Below are 19465 nucleotides of genomic sequence, written 5' to 3'. Positions count from 1 at the left end.
CGCATCCCGGGCGTCGGTCTTTGCGCGGCCTGGATAGAGGTCGGCGATCCGCCGCATAGCCAAACCGGGCAGATAGGCCACTTGGTGCCCGCAAGCCCGAGCGACCGCGACCGGCAACGCGCCGATCGTGGCGGGTTGATCGACCACCACGAGCAGCGGCCCATGCCCGGCGAGTTTGTCGAACAGCGCTCGCAGTTTAGGTTCGCTGTTGGGCAATGGGCCGTCATGCAGCCGCCTGCCGTCCGGAGCCACGCCCACTGCGTGATGCTCGCCTTTCCCTACGTCCAGGCCGAGGAACACACCGAAATCGCTGCTCATCCACCCAGCGGCCGGCGCAACGTGGCCGCGCCAACGATCCTGGGCGTCACCCATCGTTGTTCCCGGGCCTGACCTTTTGCCCGAAAGTACCGGGGATGACGATCCATCGGGCACGAATTCTGCAGAGATTTGCATTCTCGAAACGTGTGCCGGAGGCGGGGCACAGTGATGATGCGCAACCGACTCGCTTGGTAGAAATGGGCAATTTTGCCAGGGTAAAGCGTGCAAATCTTCGGAGCGTGTTTGACTTTTTCGGTGGTCCTGTGGTCGCGGACCTTGTGGAAGAAATCGAGGTTTCGATTACCGGATAGTCTGATCGGGTGAATCTATGACTCGGTACGAGTCCTGCTTAACGCCGCTCTTGTGCACGCGAAATTCTCAGCTGTACTCTTCCAGCTGTCGCCGAAGTCGAGTCGCAAGGCTTCACTTCGAAAAGTCCTTGAAGCGCCACCGCTGGGAGAACAGCGCCCAGGGTTGACTCGGGCCGGCGAGCTGTTGCGGGCTGAGTTCTCGGGTCTACTGCGTCGTGGCCCGGTTAATTTTATTGAAACATAGCACTATGCGAGGGGATCTGCTTGTCGAACACAGTTGTCTCCCGGCACAGCTTGGACGAGCGCATCGCTTTGATCAAGTTGTTGCTCGACGGGACCGAGGAGTCCTACGAGCCGCTGAAGTCCGATCTCGCGGAATCGGAGGTGCAGGGCAATATCGAGAACTTCGTGGGCGCGGTCCCCATTCCGCTCGGGCTGTGCGGTCCGGTGGACATCCGAGGTGGCGAGGCACGGGGGACTTTCGCCGTCCCCATGGCCACTCTCGAGGGGACCTTGCTCGCGTCCTACTCCCGCGGCGCGAAGGTGATGAATCTGTCGGGCGGCTGCGAGACCATGGTGTATGAAGACTACTTCTTGCGCGCCACCCAGTTGACCACGAATTCCCTCGACGAGTCGGCGCGACTGATAGAGTGGTGCCGCGACCATGAAGAGGCTATTCGGGACATAGCGAATCGCAGCAGTGGTCACCTGAACGTCACCGCTGTCTCGTACGACTGCGCGGGAACCTCCGTGATCTTGTCGCTCCAGTTCACCACCGGTGACGCGATGGGGAGCAACATGGGCAGCAAGGCCGTCAGCCTGGTGTCCGACTACGTCAAGCGGAACAGCGGCCTCGTGCGCGAAGAATTCGTGCCGTATCCGGAGGACAAGAAGAACATCCCCGCGCGTCAAAAAGGGAAGAAGGTCATCGCTCGCACCGTCCTGAAGGAGGACGTGGTGCGTCGAATGACCCGAGTCGGGCTGGATCAGCTGGCGAGCTACATCCGGAATTACAAGAACGTCCTGGCCCTACACGGGAGCCCGTCGCTGAACATCCATGCCGTCAACGGCATGGCCGCGTTGTTCCAGGCGTTCGGGCAGGACATGGCTTATCTCGGCGAATGCTCGCAAGGCGTGGTGGACTGCCAGTTCTTACGTTCTGGTGACCTGGAGGTGTCAATCACCCTGCCCACTCTCATTGTGGGAACCGTCGGTGGCGGAACCGGGCTGCCCGCCTTCCGGGCAACGTTGTCCATGGTGGGCTGCTACGGCGCCGGGAAGGCCCGGAAACTAGCGGAGATCATGGCTGCGGTGATGCTCGGCGGGGAGATCGGTTGCGCAGCCGCGCAGTGCAGCAACGAGTTCGTGGCGGCACACGAATCCTTGGGAAAGAACCGGCCGAGCGATCCGGCGGCCCCCCTCGTTCGGCCAAGGCTCCCGCTGGAGGACACCGAAAACGTCGGGAGCATGTCGTGACGCTCCTCACCCACGACAGCTGCCCGCCAGGCGCAGTGCGTGAGCCGTTGGACGTGCCGCGCAGCGATCCCCGTTCGCTGCTGCCGGAACGCGAACCGTTGCGTGTCCTGGGAACCCCCGCAGCCGCCGAGTACGACGTCGACTTGCTCCGCGCCTTGTTCCAGGAGGTTTTCACCGGCCGTCGCTACAACCTGCAGGCGACCGCGCTAGCCAAGCAGGGCAGACTCGCCGTCTACCCGGCGACCACCGGACAAGAAGCATGTGAAGTTGCGGCCGCCGCGGTGTTGTCGACACAGGATTGGCTTTTTCCCACCTACCGGGACACGCTTGCCGCCATCGTGCGCGGTGTGGACCCGGTTGAGGCGTTGACGGTGATGCGCGGCGACTGGCACCACGGCTACGACCCGTACGAGCACCGGGTCGCGCCGTTGAGCACCCCGCTCGCCACGCAACTCCCGCACGCTGTCGGCTTCGCCCGCGCTGCGCGGCTGAAGGGTGAAGACACAGTCGTTCTCGCCATGGTGGGTGATGGCGGTACGAGCGAGGGCGACTTCCACGAGGCGGTGAACTTCGCTGCCGTGTGGAAGGCTCCGGTAGTTTTCCTCGTTCAGAACAACGGATTCGCCATCTCGGTTCCGCTGGCCAAGCAAACCGCCGCGCTGTCACTCGCCGACAAGGCGGTCGGCTTCGGTGTGCCGGGACGTCTGGTCGACGGCAACGACGTGCTGGCCGTTCACCAGGTCCTCGATGAGGCGGTGTCGCGGGCTCGAGACGGCGGAGGCCCCACCCTCGTGGAGGCGGTCACCTACCGTCTCGATCCGCACACGAACTCTGATGACGACAGCCGCTATCGCGACCTTTCGGAGGTCGAGCAGTGGCGGCGGCGTGATCCAGTTCTCGTCCTGGAGCGGTCCTTGCGCGGAATGGGGGTGCTCGACGATGACGCCGTCGAGCAGGTAGCCCGGTCGGCTGAAGAATTCGCAGCGAACCTGCGGAAGCGCTACAACCACGCGCCGAGCCCGGACCCCATGACGCTGTTCTCCCACGTCTACGCAGAGAAAACACCGCAACTGCGTGAGCAGGAAGCGATGTTGCGCGCCGAGCTGCGCGCCGAGAGGCAGGCCGAAGGGAACGAACAGCAATGACGAACGGCGCGACCACTGTCACATTCTCGGCGCCGGCCGGAGCGAGTCCGGGGCAGCGTTCGACGACGATGGCTCAAGCGCTCAACGCCGCCCTGCGAGACGCTCTGCGCGACGACCCTACAGTCCACATCATGGGCGAGGATGTGGGCGCTCTCGGCGGGGTTTTCCGGATCACTGACGGATTGGCCGCCGAATTCGGCAGTGACCGGTGTGCGGACACGCCCCTCGCGGAGGCGGGCATCTTGGGAACGGCAGTGGGCATGGCGATGAACGGACTGCGCCCGGTCGTTGAAATGCAGTTCGATTCCTTCGCCTACCCGGCTTTCGAGCAACTGGTCAGCCACGTTGCGCGCATGCGGAACCGGACGCAGGGCCGCATGACGCTGCCGCTGACCATCCGCATTCCCTACGGGGGCGGGATCGGCGCGGTTGAGCACCACAGCGATTCCTCCGAGGCTTACTACATGCACACACCCGGGTTGCACTTGGTCTGCCCGGCTACCCACGCCGACGCCTACGGTCTTCTACGGCAGTCGATAGCCTCTGATGATCCGGTGGTCTTCTTGGAACCCAAGCGGCTGTACTGGTCGAAAGACCAATGGTCGTCGGATTCTTCCGAACAGGTGGATCCTGCCGGTGTCGCGGCAGTGCGTCGCAGTGGGACTTCGGCGACGCTGATCACCTACGGCCCGAGCCTGCCCTTGTGCATGGCGGCGGCCGAGGCGGCAGTTGAGGAGGGATGGCAGCTCGAAGTCGTCGACTTGCGATCCTTGGTGCCCTTCGACGACGAGACGGTTTGCGCCGCGGTGCGGCGAACGGGACGCGCGGTCGTGGTGCACGAGTCGGCGGGCTTCGCGGGTGCGGGTGCGGAGATTGCGGCGCGGATCACCGAACGCTGTTTCCACCACCTGGAGGCGCCCATCCTCCGTGTCGCAGGGTTGGACATCCCGTACCCGCCGCCGATGCTGGAGGGCCGTCACCTTCCGTCGGTGGACCGGATTCTCGATGCAGTGGCCCGCCTCCAATGGGAGACGGATATCCGAAGGGGAGAGGTGCATGTCGCAGGTCTTTGAATTCCTGCTCCCCGACATCGGTGAGGGCCTCACTGAGGCGGAAATCGTTCGCTGGCTGGTGGATGTCGGCGATCGCGTGCGCGCGGACCAGCCGGTGGTCGAGGTGGAGACGGCGAAAGCCACGGTCGAGCTGCCGTGCCCGTATCAAGGAACGGTCGACAGTCGTGTCGGAGACGTGGGTGACGTCCTCCCCGTGGGCAGCGTCCTGGTGACCGTTGCGGTCGCCGCGACCGAACTCGAGTGCTCCGACGATTCGGCCAAGGTGCTTGTCGGCTCCGGCGTCAGCAGCGCACCCGTTCGCCGGCGCGGTCGGGTTCGGGCGGGGGCGGTGCCCGTCCCGAGGACCACAAGTCTTTGTGCTCAGCCTGCCCCCAGCCGGGATTCCGGCTCGTCGGCGCTGGTGACCACGCCGGTCGCCGTCGTTTCGCCACTGGTGCGCCGCCTCGCGAGGGACAACGGGCTTGATCTGCGCGCGGTCCAAGGCACCGGCGCCGACGGTGTGATCACGCGCGCCGACGTCAAACGTGCCATCACCGCAGCCTCCCAGGTGGATTCCGCCGACCGGCGAGGAGGTGAGCGGGTTCCGATTCGTGGCATGCGCAAGGCGGTTGCCGACAAGCTCTCCCGCAGTCGACGCGAAATTCCGGACGTCACGTGTTGGATGGATGTCGACGCCACCGAGCTGCTCGCGGCACGGGACGTACTCAACGCAGGCGCTGAGGCGAACCGAATCAGTCTGCTCGCGTTCCTGGCACGCATTTGCGTCGCTGCCGCGTGCCAGTATCCTGAGCTGAATTCCACGGTGGACGTCGAACGTCAAGAGATTGTCCGCTTTTCAGCTGTCAATCTGGGTTTTGCGGCCCAAACCGAGAAGGGCTTGTTCGTGCCCGTGGTGCACGACGCCCACAAGATGACCACTGCCGATTTGTCCGTCGAGATCGCGCGGCTCACCCAGGCCGCCCGTGCCGGGACACTCGCTCTTTCTGAGCTTACCGGTGGAACCATCACGTTGAACAACTACGGCGGCTATGGAGTCGATGGCTCCACGCCGATCATCAACCACCCGGAGGCCGCGATGCTCGGCGTCGGCCGCATCGTGGCCAAGCCCTGGGTGCACGAAGGCGAATTGGCGGTGCGCAAGGTCGTGCAGCTCTCGTTGACGTTCGACCACCGAGTCTGCGATGGCGAGGTCGCATCAGGCTTTCTCCGCCATGTCGCTGACCGGGTAGAACAGCCGCTCAAGCTCCTATGAGTCCACGGAGGAGGAATGATCAGGTCTCTCATCTCCATGCCAGGGGAGACCGTTGACGGCGGTTTTGACGTGTTACAGCTTCGTCGGCGCATCGACGGCATCGACCAGAGCATCATCGATTTGATCCGTACTTGCAAGGAAATATCCCGGCAGGTGCAGCGCACTCCCACCGACGTGGGCGGGCCGCGGGTCGAACCCGTCCGGGAGGCCGAGATCACCAACAACTACCACGTCCCGTTCGGCGACGCCGGTAGTGCACTCGCTGCCGCACTGTTGCGGATCTGCTGGGGCTGACACGCACCTCTACTGTGGCTGAAGGTTGAAATGAACAGATCGCATGCCCTGCTCGATCCGCCCGCCCTGCTCGATCCGCCCGCCCTGCTCGATCCGGCTGCAGCACAACAACCAGATTGGCCGGATCCGTGTGCACTGCGGGACGTGGTGGGTGAACTCGCCGCGCAGCCGCAACTCGTCTCGCCCCGAGAGTGTGATCGGCTACTGGCGAGACTCGGGTCGGTGGCCGCTGGCGAGGCATTCCTCCTCCAAGGAGGGGATTGCGCGGAGACCTTCGCGGGTGCCACTCCGGAGACCGTCGAGGGGAAGGTGCGCATACTCCACCAGATGGCGGAGATCCTCGCGGCCAATATGAATTTGCCCGTGGTGACCGTTGGCCGCATCGCGGGGCAGTACGGAAAGCCCCGGTCCTCGGCAACGGAAACCAAGGACGGGACGGTGCTGCCGAGTTACCGGGGTGACGCCGTGAACGGGACGGACTTCACAGCCGAGGCCCGGACGCCGGACCCGAGGAGACTCCTGCAGGCATACCGGACAGCTGCTGACACCCTGGTGCAGCTTCGGGAGCTGACCGGCAACGTCGCGCTGGTCCGCGAGGAGTTCTTCACCAGCCACGAGGCGCTGCTGCTTCCATACGAAATAGGCCTCAGTCGCACCGACTCCCTGACGGATCGGCGGTTCGGCACATCGGGACACATGCTTTGGATCGGGGAGCGGACCAGGAAACTCGACGGTGCGCACGTGGAGTTCGCCGCTGGGATTTGCAATCCCATCGGCGTGAAGCTTGGCCCGACCGCCGACCCGGCCGACGTATTGACGTTGATCGACAGGCTGGACCCGGACCGCAAACCGGGCCGACTCACCCTGATCACTCGAATGGGAGCAGGGAAGATCCGCGATGTGCTGCCGCCGCTCGTTGAGAAGGTCACGGCGAGTGCGGGCTCGGTGGCGTGGGTGTGCGATCCCATGCATGGAAACACTTTCTCCTCGCCGAGCGGCTACAAGACCCGTCGCTTCGACGACGTACTCGACGAGATTGCGGGCTTCTTCGAAGTGCACCGCGCGCTCGGCACCCATCCGGGCGGCCTGCACTTGGAGCTCACCGGTGAGGCTGTCACCGAGTGCGTAGGTGGGAATCCCGCGGTGACCATGGAAAGTCTCAGCCGGTGTTACGAGACGGCGTGCGACCCGCGCCTGAACCGCGACCAAGCACTCGAGCTCGCCGTCGCGGTGGGCTATCTGGCGAGGGCCGCGGAGGGGGCGGCTGTCTCCTGATTTCTGTCACTGGAGTCGCGCAGGCCGAACAGGGTGGTCTTCGGTGACGGAAGAGATATTGTCCGAAAGTCGCAAGAACGACCGAAAAGCGACCGTTGCGATCACGATCACGGTGCTGCTGTGGGCCTCGGCTTTTGTGGGAATTCGTTACGCGGGAGAGGATTTCACACCGGGTTCGCTGGCGCTGGGGCGGCTGCTGGTCGGCTTGCTCGCACTGGGCGTGGTCCTGATGGTGCGCGGCGAAGGACTGCCACCGCGGGCGGCGTGGCCGGGCATCATCGGCGCGGGCGTCTTCTGGTTCGCGCTGTACACCGTGGCACTGAACTGGGGCGAGCGATACACCGACGCCGGAACAGCGGCGTTGATCACGGGAACGGGTCCGATCCTGGTGGCGCTGCTGGGCGGCTGGCTGCTCAAGGAGGGCTTTCCAACCCGGCTGCTGATCGGCCTCGCGGTTGCGTTCGTCGGGACCGCGGTAGTGGGGCTGTCCAACGGAAACGGACACGCTACGACGCAGGGCGCCCTGCTCTGCCTGGTGGCGGCGGCCGGGAACGCAATCGGGGTCGTGGCGCAGAAACCAGCGCTGAAGCATGCTTCTGCGCTGCAAGTTACGGCATTTTCTTGCGCCGTCGGCGCCCTGGCGTGCCTGCCCTTCGCGGGCTCGCTTACCACCGAACTGAGCACGGCACCGATGAGCTCCACACTCGCAATGGTCTACCTGGGTCTGTTGCCGACCGCGCTGGCGTTCCACACCTGGGCGTACGCGCTGTCCCGGACAACGGCCGGAAAGCTGGGCGCCACCACCTACGTGGTTCCGGTGCTGGTCGTGTTGTTGTCCTGGCTCCTGCTCAGCGAGGTGCCGACGCCGGTCGCGCTAGGGGGCGGCGCGCTGTCGCTGCTCGGTGTCGCGGTGTCCCGGATGAGGCGGAGGCGTGTCGACCCCACTTCCGCTGTCACCGACTGATCGGCTTGAACTGGTCAGCACCGCTGACTCTGTCCGGACCGGCTCGCACATGAGGTCGCTCAGGAGCGCGCGCAAGCTCTCTTCGTCGATGCGCGAATGGGCAGGGTGGCGGGGATGTAGGGTCCTGGATCTTTCTCATGGTTTGGCTTGGGGGCGTATCTGGTCTTTGAATGTCCTGCGGTCTTGTTGGGTGTTGGGCCACGTTGGTGCTCAATTGAGCGCAATTCCGGGGTGGGGCGACAACGGTGTTGAGGAGGGTGCGTTGCCGATGCGGGCTGCCGTCATCAGCTGGCCGGGGGTGATCGGTGTGGGTGAGGCGCCTGATCCGGAACCGGGCTTGGGGCAGGTGGTTGTCCGGGTCCGTGCGTGCGGGGTCTGCGGGCTAGACGTGCTTATCGCCGACGGCGAGCTTGCTTCCGTGCCGTATCCGATCGTGCCGGGGCATGAGTTCAGCGGCGAGATCGTTGCATTGGGGCCAGGCGCGGCGAGGAAGTGGCGGGTCGGGGATCGTGTGACGGTCGATCCGATCCTGCCCTGCGGGCAGTGCGCGGCGTGCTGTTCGGATTACATGATGGAGTGTGAGCAGCGCGGTGCTATCGGTGAGACGGTGAACGGTGCGTTCGCGGAATACGTCGCTGTGCCCGCCGCCAACTGCTACCGGATGCCGGACTCGATGACCTGGGCGCAGGCAGCGATGGTCGAACCGGCCTCGCGTGCACTCAGGGCCGTGCGCAGGTTCGGCGTCGTCGCTGGGCAGCGTGCACTGGTCGTGGGAGCGAACGCGACTGGGCTGCTCTTGCTGCAGGTGCAGCGACTCAGCGGTGTCAAGGTAACCCTCGTTGACCGCGACCCGGGGCTGCTGGATCTCGCGATGGACCTCGGCGCGTTTGCGGTTGCCACGGACATCGCCCAGGTCGGCGGTGAGAAGTTCGATGTTGCGATCGACTGCACCGGTGATCCGGAGGCGATGGAGGGTGCGTTCGACGCGATACACACCGATGGCCGGCTGCTCGTGTTCGGGACGCCCCACGCGAGCGGGCGTATCCAGTTGGCGCGAGTTCCGCTCTACGATCTGCAAGCCGAGCTGAATCGCTCGATGGCCGTGCTCAACAGCTTCGGCGTCGCGCTCGAACTGATCGCATCAGGATCGATCCGAACCGATCCGTTGCTGACTCACGCCTTGCCGCTTGCGAGCTTCGACGAAGCTTTGAAACTGACCCGCAGCGGAGCCGAGTTGAAGGTCCAGGTGCTGCCGGACTTCGAGGCGCTCGATCCCGAGCGGTCCATCGACCTCGGCGGGCGTGGTCAGTAATCCAACGTGCTCGTGACCGTGATCGTCGGCACCGGCCGAGCCGTCCGAGCTGAGCAACGCCTTCGGAACCAGATCCAGTCCCAGCAAGACATGGAGGAAACGGCATGGCAGAAGTCGCCTACGTGGAGGCATCGCGGGTCTACGGCGGTGCTTCGCAGGTGCGCGCCGTCGATCGGCTCGATCTCTTCATCTCCGATGGTGAATTCCTGGTCCTGGTCGGCCCGTCAGGATCGGGCAAGTCCACCGCCCTGCGCATGGTGGCCGGCCTGGAAGAAGTCGACGAAGGAGAGATCCGCATCGGCCACCGGGCGGTGAGCAACCTACCGCCGAAGGACCGCGACATCGCGATGGTTTTCCAGTCCTACGCCCTGTACCCGCACATGACTGTCGCGGAGAACATGGGTTTCGCGCTGAAGCTTCGACGCATGCCCGGATCCCAGATCAAGGAGAAGGTCGCCGAAGCCGCGGCGATGCTGGATCTCACCAAGTACCTGGACCGCAAGCCCAAGGCGCTCTCCGGTGGGCAGCGGCAGCGGGTCGCCATGGGCCGTGCGATCGTGCGGGAGCCGAGCGTATTCCTGATGGACGAGCCGCTGTCCAATTTGGATGCCAAGCTTCGGGTGGAGACGCGGGCGAACATCGCGTCGCTGCAACAGCGCCTGGGGACGACGACGATCTACGTGACGCACGATCAGGTCGAGGCGATGACGATGGGGGACCGGGTGGCGGTGCTCGCCGACGGTGTGCTGCAGCAGTGCGCCAGCCCTCGGGAGTTGTACGAGGCTCCAGCGAACTCGTTCGTCGCGGGTTTCATCGGCTCGCCCGCAATGAACCTGCTGGACCTGCCGTTGGACGCGGCCGGTGTCGTGATCGGCGGACTGACCATCGCGTTGCCCCGGGAGGTGCTTTCGGATGCCTCCGCCAAGCAGTTGGCGGAGGTGACCTTCGGGGTGCGGCCGGAGTCGTTGCGGCTGGTCGGGGCGGACGAGGAGGGTTTTGAACTCATCGTGCGACTGGTTGAAGAGCTGGGCTCGGACGCCTATGTGCACTGCGTTGTCGCTGGGTCGGAGCAGCGCATTGTCGTCCGCGTGGATGGCCGGACCCCGCCCTACATCGGTGAGCGGATCCGGGTCGCAGTGCGCGATACCGCCGAGGTCCACGTGTTCGACCCGAACACGACGCAGCGGTTGAGCGGCTCTCCATGAGGCGCGTTTCGTCGCCGGCGGTGCGTTACCAGGCAGAGTGCACTAGTCGAAAGGTCAGTTCTGGTTGCCGGATCGGCTACCGCGTCGATATTCAGGCATGGTTGGTCCGTAAACGTCGGATCGAGGAGGAGTTCGTTGGCGACGATCGATCTGCCTGAGGATGTTGAGCACGTGCTGCGGCAGCTGGAGTCTGAGATGGCGGATACTCGCGAGTACATCCTGCGGTGCCGTGCGTCGGGGGACGACCAGGCGGCTCAACTCCACGTCATCTGGATCGACCTCCTGCTGGACGAGTGGAACCGTTGCCGGTTGGTCGCGCAAGAGTCCTGACCAGGGCTCTCTCGCATAGAGGCGACATAGAGAATTCGTGAAGACGGGCTTCGCACACTGAGATCACATCATCACTCAACGTGTGGGAGTCCCGATGGACCGAGTGCGAGTGGCCGTGCAGGCAGCAGACCCCATCACCCTGGCCGGCCTCACCAGCTGCCTGACGTCACGGCCGGAGCTGGTCATAGAGCCGAACCACGCTGAGGCCGACGTGATCGTATTCGTCGCGGATCGGGTCAACACCCAGGTCCTGGCCGACCTGCGGCAGTCGGCGCAAGAGGTCTCCGTGCCCAGAGTGCTGGTGACCAACGAGCTCAACCCCGCCGACGTGCTCAGCGTGGTCGAATCCCGTGTGGTGGCTGTGCTGCCGCGAACGGCCGCGACCGGGACGAGGCTGATCAACAGCGTAGTCGCCGCGGCCAACGGCGGGGGCATGATGCCGCCCGATCTGCTGGGCGAGTTGCTCAAGAAGATCGACTACCTGCGCCGGGAAGTGCTGACGCCCCGCGGATTGAACTCTTCCGGGCTGACCACCCGGGAGGTCGACGTCCTGCGGTTGATGGCCGATGGAATGGACACCGCGGAGATCGCGCAGAAGCTGTGCTATTCCGAGCGGACCGTCAAGAATGTCATCTACGGCGTGACCGGTCGGCTCAACCTCCGCAACCGGCCACACGCGGTGGCTTTTGCGATGCGAGCCGGGGTGATCTGACCGCGCCCGGCAACGGGGCGGTGAGCGTGCAAAGTCTGGGCGTAGGTCGGCTGCGTCGCGCTCCACAGGGTCGGGCGCCGAAATTCGAAAACTCCCAACGGCATAGCACAGGGGAAGGACCTCGATGTTCACCATGGATGCGATCTTTAGATGGTGTAGAGATTTTGTGAAGATGGGTTCTGCACACTGAGGTCACAGCGTCACGGAGCGTAGTCACGGAGCGTGTGGGAGATCCTGATGGACCGAGTGCGAGTGGCCGTGCAGGCAGCAGACCCGATCACCCTGGCCGGGTTGGTGAGTTGTCTGAAGCCGCGGGCGGAGTTGTTCGTCGTGCCGAGTCCGGCCGACGCCGATGTGGTCGTGTTCGCCGCGGACCGCGTGAGTGCCCAGGTGCTGGCTGATCTGCGCCTGTCGGCACAGCAGGTGTCGGTGCCTCGTGTGCTGGTGGCCAACGAGCTCGATCCGTCCGATGTCCTACGTGCGGTGGAGGCCCGTGTGGTGGCGGTGCTGCCGCGAATCGCCGCGACCGGGACGAGGCTGATCAACAGCGTGGTGGCCGCGGCCAGGGGTGGTGCTGTGATGCCGCCGGATCTGCTGGGTGAGTTGCTCAAGCAGGTCGATCATCTGCAGCGTGAAGTGCTGACGCCGCGGGGTTTGAACGCGTCCGGGCTGACCAGCCGTGAGGTTGATGTGCTGCGGTTGATGGCCGATGGGTTGGACACCGTGGAGATCGCGGAGAAGCTGTGCTATTCGGAGCGGACGGTGAAGAACGTCATCTACGGGGTGACCAATCGCCTGAACCTGCGTAACCGGCCGCACGCGGTGGCTTTTGCGATGAGAGCCGGAGCGATCTGATGGGTGTACGGATCAGGACAACGGCCGGTTGCGCCCCCGCCGCGGTAGGCGCCGAAAACCGCAAGCGCCGCAACGCCATGGCGCAGAAGAACTCGAGGTCCACTAGGGACACCCTTGCGGCGAGAACGACTCGCCGTGTGCTGCCCTGCAGTGACGAGCAAGGCCACGACCGCGAACTCACCCTCACATTCACCGGCCGCCAGCTGGTGCTGACCGCACCGGACGGCACCGCTGCGGTCCTCACTCCCTTGCAGAGCGAACGATTGCGGTCCGCGGTCCGCGATCTGCTGCTGGATGTCGACCCGAGCGATTACGCGTGATCGGCCTGCAGACTCTCCGATTCGCGCCTGCGGACCTCGTCGACGATGGCGACTCGGGAATGCGCGTTGAGCTTTCCCAGGATGCGGGCAACGTGACTTTGCACCACGCGTCTCGGCAGGCCCAGTTCGGCCGCGATGTCCGGGTTGGAGCGGCCCTCGGCCACGAGAATCGCGATCCGGACCTCATCGCGGGACAGCGCCTCCCAGCCCTCGGCGGGATGGACGACCGAGATGTCCGGACTCGGGCGGATCCCGAACCCGCGGAGTCGTGACTCGGCGCGGCGGATGTCCCAGCGGGCGGACAGCCCGGCGAAGTGCTGGATCGCCTCGTCGAGTGCGCACTGCGCGTCCTTGAGCAGATTCCGTTGCGCCAGAAGTAAAGCAGCATCCTCCAAAGCCCCGGCCAGTTCGACCACGCGCCCCACTTCCCGGTAGTGCCGCCCCGCCGCCATGACCGGTTCGGGGTCACCAGCGATGAGTCCCTCGCAACGGGCCGCTGCGGCGAATGCCCGGGCCGGCCGGGTTTCCTTGGCGGCTTCGTCCCGGCACACGGCCAACGCCTGGTTCGCCAGATCGAGGTCGCCGAGTTCGACCGCCAACCGGACCATGATCGGCAACCACTGGTGGCGCAGCATCAGCGGGGCGAATCCGGGATTCAGGATCGGGTCCATAATCGACAGTGACTTCTCCGGCTCGCCGCGTTGTTCGGCCGCCAACGCCCGGGCGATCAGCAAGAAGTCAACATTCTCGCGCTCCGCGCCGCTGGATGGCGCGTACTCCTCGGCAGCGTCCAGATGGCGGGCGGCTGTCTTGCCGTCTTCCCGCTGCCCGGCGATCAACGCGCTGACGCCGTGCGAAAGCAGCGCCGCTGGGCCGGGCTCGCGCAATCCGTAGAAGGAGATCGCAGGGCCGTCCTCGGTCAAGGTCTGCAACTGGAGCATGGCGTCGTCCCAGCGGCCTACCCAGAAGTAGTGGACCGCCTCGGCAACTTGGAGGCCACTGGACGGAAGGTGCTGGGCCGCGATCTGGCGAGCCTCGAGCATCGTCGTTTCCGCCTCGTCGAGGCGATCCAGGTTCTGCAGCGTGAACGTGCGGTTGTCGAGCAGGTCGAAGCGGAACTCGGAGAATTCGGGATCATTCCCGACCACTTCGAGCGCCTTGTCGACGTGTTCGAGCGCGCGTACGTGATCCCGCTGCACCGACTCGACCAGCCACATGGTCTGCAATGCGTGCGCGATGGGGTAGGGCTCGCCGGTGGTTACTGCCTGCGCGTAGGCATTGTCGGCGCTTTTCTGAGTGGCGTCGAGATCGCTGAGGTCGCCGCGCTGGAAGTTCGCTGCCAGCGACCTGTGCCTACTGCGCCAGATCTCCGGTACTGCTGGATCGTCGGCCGCGTTGCCCAGCGTGTCGAGAGCAGCGGCCAACTCGCCCTTGCGGTACAGCGTCGCGACCAGCAGCTGTCGCATCTCCGCCGACCGGTACGGGTCGGTGGCGATCGCGAGGGCCTGGCGTGCTTTGTTTTCCGTGTCGCGTCCCGCCCGGAACATTACCTTCACGAGCGCGGCGAGCAGCACTTCCCGGTTCGGGTCACCGACCGGGCAGTTTTCGAGCGCGCGTGAGAAAAGGTCGATGGCGATCAGCGGGGCACGGTTGGACACCGCGACGTGATGCTCCGCCAGCCATTCCAGTACCCAGCGGTCGTTGGCGGTCGATGCTGCGAGAAGATGCTCGGCGACCTGCTCGACCCGTGCGCCGACCTCAGCCAGTTTTTCCGCCGCCTGCCGGTGCAGTGCGCCCCGGGCGGCCTTCGGGATTCCGTCGTAGAGCGCCTGGCGCAGCAACGGGTGGCGGAATGCCATCTGGACTTCGGCATCGACCAGAACGTCGGCGGAGACGGCCTCTTCGAAGGCGTCCAGCAGCTCGAACGCTTGTCTACCCATAGCGGCGGCGACTTCCGTGCAGGAGAACTCCAAGCCGAGCAGGGCGCCCCAGCGAAGCACTTCCCGGGTTGGCGAGGAGAGGAACTCCAGTCGTTTGCCGATCGCGGCGACCAAAGACCGAGGGGCTTGCGAGATCGACGAGGCGGGAACGTCTGCGGTGCCATTGGTGATCGCTACTGCCTCAGAGCGCAGCAGTGTGCCGGTGATTTCCTGCACATACAGCGGGTTTCCCGCCGCGCGCCCCGCAATTTCCCGCAGCACTGGCCCTGGTTTGGCCCCGACGATCTCGCGAAGCAGCTGGATGGTCTCCAGATCGGTCAGCGGTTCGAGGAGGAAGACTTCACCGTCGCGCGACTCGACGGCGCGGCGCAGCTGCCGCAGCTCAACCCTGTCGGGTGCCGGGCGTGTCGCGGCCACGAGCAGCAACGGCAACTGGCGCGTTGCCGCGCAAAGCCGGTGCCACACCAGCACGCTGGCTTCGTCCGCCCACTGCAGGTCGTCGATGACCAGGATCAGCGGCGAGATGGCACACAGCTCGTCGACGAGCTCCAGGAGCTGATCCACCGGCTCCGTGGAGCGCTCACCATGCAGGGTGGCGGCCAGCTTCGCCCGTCGCGGGTCGGGTGCTTTCGTGTCGATGCCAAGGCATTCCGCCATGACCTGCAGCGGGAACCGCTGACTCAGTTCGTCGGCGACCGCCCAGGCGAGTTGGCAGCCGAGACGGCCGGCATCGGCGAGGGCGACCGTGAGCAGCTCCGACTTGCCGATACCGGGTTCGCCCTCGATCCACACCGAACGGCCGCGGCCGGCCAGCACTTCCGCGACCAGTTCCTGCAGGCGCCTGCTTTCAGCCAGGCGTCCGACGTAACGCCTCTTGTCGCTTTGCTGCAGTGCCCGGTTGACGTAGGCGGGAACGATCGAGAGCGGCGTGGCGTGGCGAACCAGCGATTTCCGCACCGGTGTCGGGCTCAAGTCAGGATCGTTGGCCAGGATCTGTTCATGCACTCGCCTCAGCTCAGGCCCGGGTTCGATGCCGAGCTCTTCAACCAACGCCCGGCGGGCCTCGCGGAAGATCTCTAACGCCTCCGCCGGTCTGCCACTGCGGTACAAGGCGGTCATCAGCAGCGCGCGCAGGGACTCACGCAACGGGAATTCGCGGACCAGGCCGGCAAGTTCGGCCGCCAGCTCGACGTGGCTGCCGTGCGCGAGCATTGCTGTCGAGCGGTGTTCGATGGTCATGAGCCGTAACTCAGCGAGTCGTTCGCGCTGCAGCTGGGCGAACGGTCCCGGAATACCAGCGAGAGCCTCCCCTTGCCACAAGCCCAATGCGGCGTCCAGGGACTCGACCGCGCCCTCGTGGTCGCCGGAGGTGAGCTGCTGCCGCCCCTGCTCGCGCAACCGGTCGAACACCTTGACGTCCAGGTTCTCCGTCGGCAGCCGGAGCGTGTAACCGGCGGAATGCGAGATCAGGACGCCGTCGTTGGACCGGTGGGAGCGCTGCGGTTCCAGGCTGCGGCGCAGTCCCGAAATGTAGGTGTAGACGCTGCCTTCGGCGCTGGCCGGCGGGCGATCCCCCCAAAGGGCGTTGATGATTTCGTGCCGGGGCACGACGTGGTTGCACTGCAGCGCCAGCACCGCGAACACGGCTCGTTGGCGTGGCGGACCAAGCGAGATCTCGTCCTGTCCGAGCCAAACACGCAACGGTCCAAGCAACGTGACCTGAAGCGGTCCGTTCGCGCCTGCGGGCATCGCCACCCCTATTTCCACGGTCGCAAAAGATAGCGTCTCTCTCCGCAATAGTGCACCTTCGTGTACCGAATTGTGCCCGAGGCGGCTCATTGCCCGAAGGATTGCCTGTTTGTACACGCGTCAGGGGTTACCATCGGGTTCCGTTTTCCGGTACTGGATCGTCTCGATCGATCAATCGGTCAAAACGGATCTTCTTCGGGGCGACGGCTGGGCTCAGGCCTCCCGTTGGCCTGGTTGAGCGCCTGCCGAACGGAGCAGTCCAGGTGCCCGCCGGAGTCTGAAGATGTCGTGAAGAAGAAGTGAATCCAGGTTGGCCATGCTGCATTTCGAGTGGGAGTCAAGCTTGAAGGAGTGCAGCATGATGGCCAAGAACCACCGGACGATCATCCGCTTCGCCACGGTCTTCAGCCTGGCTGCCCTGCCAGGGGTGAGCGCACCGGTTCGGGTGGAACTGCGGTACGAAACCCGCGACCCGTACGCGGTGGCCGTGATCTTCAACGCGGGGCAGAGCCACCAGGTTCGCTGGGAGGTTGCCCGTGACCTACTCGCCGACGGGCTGGTCGCCGACAGCGGGGAAGGTGACATGCGCATCGGCCCTTGTCCGGACAAGCCCGAACTCCTCTTGATCACGTTGCGCTCGCCATCGGGACAGGCCACCTTCGAAACGCCGGCTGAGAAGCTGGCACAATTCTTGAACGACACCTATGACATCGTCGAACCCGGCGACGAACACCGGTGGATGAGTGTCGACGAGGCGTTGAACCGGCTGCTCCCAAACGACCTGTAACCGACCGGTATTCACACTCGCGCCGTGCGGTGTCGGCAAGGATCGACGCCGCACGGCGCATTCGTGGTGCGTACCGCAGAGTGATTCGCGCACTTGTCGAGGGGGACAGCAATTCCTGCCCCCTCGCACGGAGATTCATTTGTGCTTGGTGGCACCGTGCATCGTGCACGGTTGGCCGGATCAAGCCAGACCGAGTAAACGGGGGGCTTTGATCGTGACCGTCGGGGCATCGGTGACAGCTTGCGACTCCAGGCTGCTGATGTGGGTGAGATCGCCGTTGTAGGTTTCGATGACTGTCCGAAGGATGTTGCGGTCTTCACGCGAAACCATTCGCCGCTTGGCCGCAGCGATGGACGCCAGCGCTTCCGCCGCGGGCAACGCCTTTCCGCCTTCCAGGTAGCCGGCCACCTTGTTCGCCTGCTCGTCGTTCAGGGCCGAGCCCATGTGGAAGAGCACCTGGTCGAGGGCGCTGCTGAAGCTCTGCGGGGATTCGGGGGCGATGACGCCCGGGTCCATGGCAGACATGTCGTTCTCCCTTGCGTGCGTCAGGGGCAAATACTCCGTGGCGCGCGATTACGAATTTGTGCGTCGACAGCGAACGGCCGGGCGACGCGCCGCCTGGACCGGAGAGGGTGGCGGAGCATCTCGTTCCCGAAGTGGTCGATCCCTGTGCCCGCAGCACAAAGCTACCGGCCCCGGCCTAGCACTGGCCACGACTTGAGTTGAGCGTTGCCCGCACGACTCACCAAGATTGCACTCGTCCCCAGTGCCGGGCCGAGTTCCCGGGCGCACGGGGTACTGCCCTGCGATGGCGTACGTTGGCGGGTTTCCATTGGCTGGTGGGGATTCTGGGACGGTGTTGAGACGCTGTGGAGTCGCGTGCCGTCGTCGGCGGCGTGCTTCCCGGGGAGTTGATCGGCGGGTTGCTCCGCCAGGTTGATCGTCTGCGAGCGGAAGTTTTCTCCCCGCATGGTCTCAACGCTTCCGGGCTGACAACTTGCTAGGCGTGATCCAACTCGAACACGGACACGGCTCGAGTCAAACGGGCAAACCTTCCTGGACTTTCCCCTCGTCCGCCGAGCCGCCTGCGACTGATGGTAAGTAGTCGGACCATTTCCCTACAGCAACTGGCCAATTGTCATAGAGGGCGGGCACCGGCCGAGAATTCGGGAGTCCGAAAAGTTGGTCTCTCTTTGGTTGGTTGAATCGTAGAAAGGTATTGGTATGGTCTCGAGTGCGATTCCTTACGGGCAGGTTCTCTTCACGCACGGCCATGCCGCGGAGGCGGAACGGTTGACTGCGTTGGCGGCGGCGTTTGACTCTGACACCATCCACCGGCTCGGGAGGCTCGGTATCCAGCCCGACTGGAACTGGAGATCGGAGCTGGCGTCGGTACAGTTGCAAACTGGCTGGCCACCCAATGTCCTCGCGGCCGTGTCGTTGCCACCGATCTCGACACCAGCCTGATTTCAGACGAAGGGCGTCCCTCAAATTTGGAGATTATGGCGCATGATGTGACTGTCGATGATTTCCCCGAGGGCGCCTTCAATCTGATTTGTTCCAGGTTTGTGTTCGAGCACATCGCCGACCGTGACGCCGTGCTCGCCAAGGTGGTCCGCTCGCTGGCCCCAGGTGGCTGGCTCCTCCTGGGGGACACCGGACCGTTCCCGTTCGACTCATCGCCGAATGCGTTGTACCGCAAGGTCAGTCAGGCGGTGCTGTCGATCGCCACCAAGCGAATGGGAAGCGACTACGAATGGTCGAGAGCGTTCCCAGCCCAGTTGCGCGCGAACGGGCTGGTCAACACCGGTGTCCATGCCTCGAGCCACGGTGTTGGAGCCACCCCGATGGGCCGTGCGTGGCGGCTGACTGCCGAGCACATCGCGGCCGACCTGAATACATACTTCGGGATCACCGCAGCCGAGCTCGCGGAGTTTGCCGACCAGGTCGAGAGCTCCTCGTTCGATGATCTGTGCATCGCGAGCGTCGCAGCCTGGGGGCAGCGACCTCCAGCGACAGATCTGCCCAACCCGCGATTTCCTGCATGAGGGAGACCAGCATGTCGACCCAGCTGATATCTGATCACGGAGGCACTGCGGCCGCGTGAGTATCAGGTCGGTGCCGAATCAGTTCTCGCTGAACCATCT

Annotated in this window: 19 protein-coding genes; 16 read left to right on the top strand and 3 right to left on the bottom strand. The window is 64.8% G+C overall.

From position 1 onward, the window contains the following. Nucleotides 1-318 (bottom strand): IS110 family transposase (locus BLW84_RS41185; protein WP_143061293.1); only part of this gene is annotated, 318 nt, incomplete at its 3' end. 95 nt (nt 319-413) lie between these two features. Here BLW84_RS41185 and BLW84_RS46895 point away from each other — a divergent pair. The 14 genes from BLW84_RS46895 (at nt 414) to BLW84_RS41120 (ending at nt 12842) form a co-directional block, all read left to right on the top strand. Next, complete coding sequence (locus BLW84_RS46895) at nt 414-629, top strand: hypothetical protein (protein ID WP_143061292.1); 216 nt, start codon at nt 414-416, stop codon at nt 627-629. A gap of 294 nt (nt 630-923) precedes the next feature. Continuing rightward, on the top strand, nt 924-2105 hold the full coding sequence (locus BLW84_RS41180; RefSeq protein WP_245761746.1) for a hypothetical protein: 1182 nt from the start codon (nt 924-926) through the stop codon (nt 2103-2105). A 53-nt stretch (nt 2106-2158) separates the two neighbouring features. Beyond that, nucleotides 2159-3250 (top strand): thiamine pyrophosphate-dependent enzyme, encoded by a 1092-nt coding sequence (locus tag BLW84_RS41175; protein ID WP_218157686.1) that lies wholly within the window; start codon nt 2159-2161, stop codon nt 3248-3250. Nucleotides 3251-3318: 68 nt separating this feature from the next. Beyond that, nucleotides 3319-4323, top strand: coding sequence for an alpha-ketoacid dehydrogenase subunit beta (locus BLW84_RS41170; protein WP_245761749.1), 1005 nt, complete (start codon nt 3319-3321; stop codon nt 4321-4323). Continuing rightward, nucleotides 4307-5575 carry a dihydrolipoamide acetyltransferase family protein gene (locus BLW84_RS41165; protein WP_093277348.1) on the top strand — a complete coding sequence of 423 codons (1269 nt, stop codon included), beginning with the start codon at nt 4307-4309 and terminating at the stop codon, nt 5573-5575. The genes BLW84_RS41170 and BLW84_RS41165 overlap by 17 nt, the downstream gene beginning before the upstream one ends. Before the next feature lie 36 nt (nt 5576-5611). Continuing rightward, nucleotides 5612-5869, top strand: a complete 258-nt coding sequence (locus tag BLW84_RS41160; protein WP_177226982.1) for a chorismate mutase family protein — start codon at nt 5612-5614, stop codon at nt 5867-5869. A gap of 30 nt (nt 5870-5899) precedes the next feature. Further along, complete coding sequence (locus BLW84_RS41155; protein WP_093277343.1) at nt 5900-7144, top strand: 3-deoxy-7-phosphoheptulonate synthase class II; 1245 nt, start codon at nt 5900-5902, stop codon at nt 7142-7144. Nucleotides 7145-7187: 43 nt separating this feature from the next. Continuing rightward, nucleotides 7188-8108 carry a DMT family transporter gene (locus BLW84_RS41150; protein ID WP_245761745.1) on the top strand — a complete coding sequence of 307 codons (921 nt, stop codon included), beginning with the start codon at nt 7188-7190 and terminating at the stop codon, nt 8106-8108. A gap of 268 nt (nt 8109-8376) precedes the next feature. Next, entirely contained in the window at nt 8377-9420 is a 1044-nt protein-coding gene (locus BLW84_RS41145) for an alcohol dehydrogenase catalytic domain-containing protein (RefSeq protein WP_093277342.1), read from the top strand. A gap of 104 nt (nt 9421-9524) precedes the next feature. Further along, nucleotides 9525-10625 carry an ABC transporter ATP-binding protein gene (locus BLW84_RS41140; RefSeq protein WP_093277340.1) on the top strand — a complete coding sequence of 367 codons (1101 nt, stop codon included), beginning with the start codon at nt 9525-9527 and terminating at the stop codon, nt 10623-10625. Nucleotides 10626-10760: 135 nt separating this feature from the next. Further along, nucleotides 10761-10955, top strand: coding sequence for a hypothetical protein (locus BLW84_RS41135; RefSeq protein WP_093277338.1), 195 nt, complete (start codon nt 10761-10763; stop codon nt 10953-10955). Nucleotides 10956-11049: 94 nt separating this feature from the next. Continuing rightward, nucleotides 11050-11667 carry a helix-turn-helix transcriptional regulator gene (locus tag BLW84_RS41130; RefSeq protein WP_093277336.1) on the top strand — a complete coding sequence of 206 codons (618 nt, stop codon included), beginning with the start codon at nt 11050-11052 and terminating at the stop codon, nt 11665-11667. Between the two features lie 237 nt (nt 11668-11904). Further along, complete coding sequence (locus BLW84_RS41125; protein ID WP_093277363.1) at nt 11905-12522, top strand: helix-turn-helix transcriptional regulator; 618 nt, start codon at nt 11905-11907, stop codon at nt 12520-12522. A 137-nt stretch (nt 12523-12659) separates the two neighbouring features. Beyond that, a complete protein-coding gene (locus tag BLW84_RS41120; protein WP_093277334.1) occupies nt 12660-12842 on the top strand; it encodes a hypothetical protein in 183 nt (60 codons plus the stop codon). Here BLW84_RS41120 and BLW84_RS41115 read toward each other — a convergent pair. Beyond that, nucleotides 12833-16531: an ATP-binding protein gene (locus tag BLW84_RS41115; protein ID WP_093277361.1), complete on the bottom strand. Its 3699-nt coding sequence runs from the start codon at nt 16529-16531 to the stop codon at nt 12833-12835. The two genes, BLW84_RS41120 and BLW84_RS41115, sit on opposite strands and share 10 nt — an antisense overlap. 316 nt (nt 16532-16847) lie before the next feature. Here BLW84_RS41115 and BLW84_RS41110 point away from each other — a divergent pair, with 316 nt between their 5' ends. Continuing rightward, a complete protein-coding gene (locus BLW84_RS41110) occupies nt 16848-17318 on the top strand; it encodes an SsgA family sporulation/cell division regulator (protein ID WP_245761744.1) in 471 nt (156 codons plus the stop codon). Nucleotides 17319-17498: 180 nt separating this feature from the next. Here BLW84_RS41110 and BLW84_RS41105 read toward each other — a convergent pair whose 3' ends face one another. Then, nucleotides 17499-17843, bottom strand: a complete 345-nt coding sequence (locus BLW84_RS41105; RefSeq protein ID WP_143061291.1) for a hypothetical protein — start codon at nt 17841-17843, stop codon at nt 17499-17501. 839 nt (nt 17844-18682) lie between these two features. Here BLW84_RS41105 and BLW84_RS41100 point away from each other — a divergent pair. Continuing rightward, nucleotides 18683-19366, top strand: coding sequence for a methyltransferase domain-containing protein (locus BLW84_RS41100; protein WP_093277326.1), 684 nt, complete (start codon nt 18683-18685; stop codon nt 19364-19366). Nucleotides 19367-19465 lie beyond the last annotated feature (99 nt).

This window comes from Saccharopolyspora shandongensis (assembly GCF_900106995.1).
GTDB classification, from domain to species: Bacteria; Actinomycetota; Actinomycetes; order Mycobacteriales; family Pseudonocardiaceae; genus Saccharopolyspora; species Saccharopolyspora shandongensis.
The sequence above is the reverse complement of the archived record's forward strand: the minus strand, read 5'-3'. Positions and strand labels throughout refer to the sequence as shown.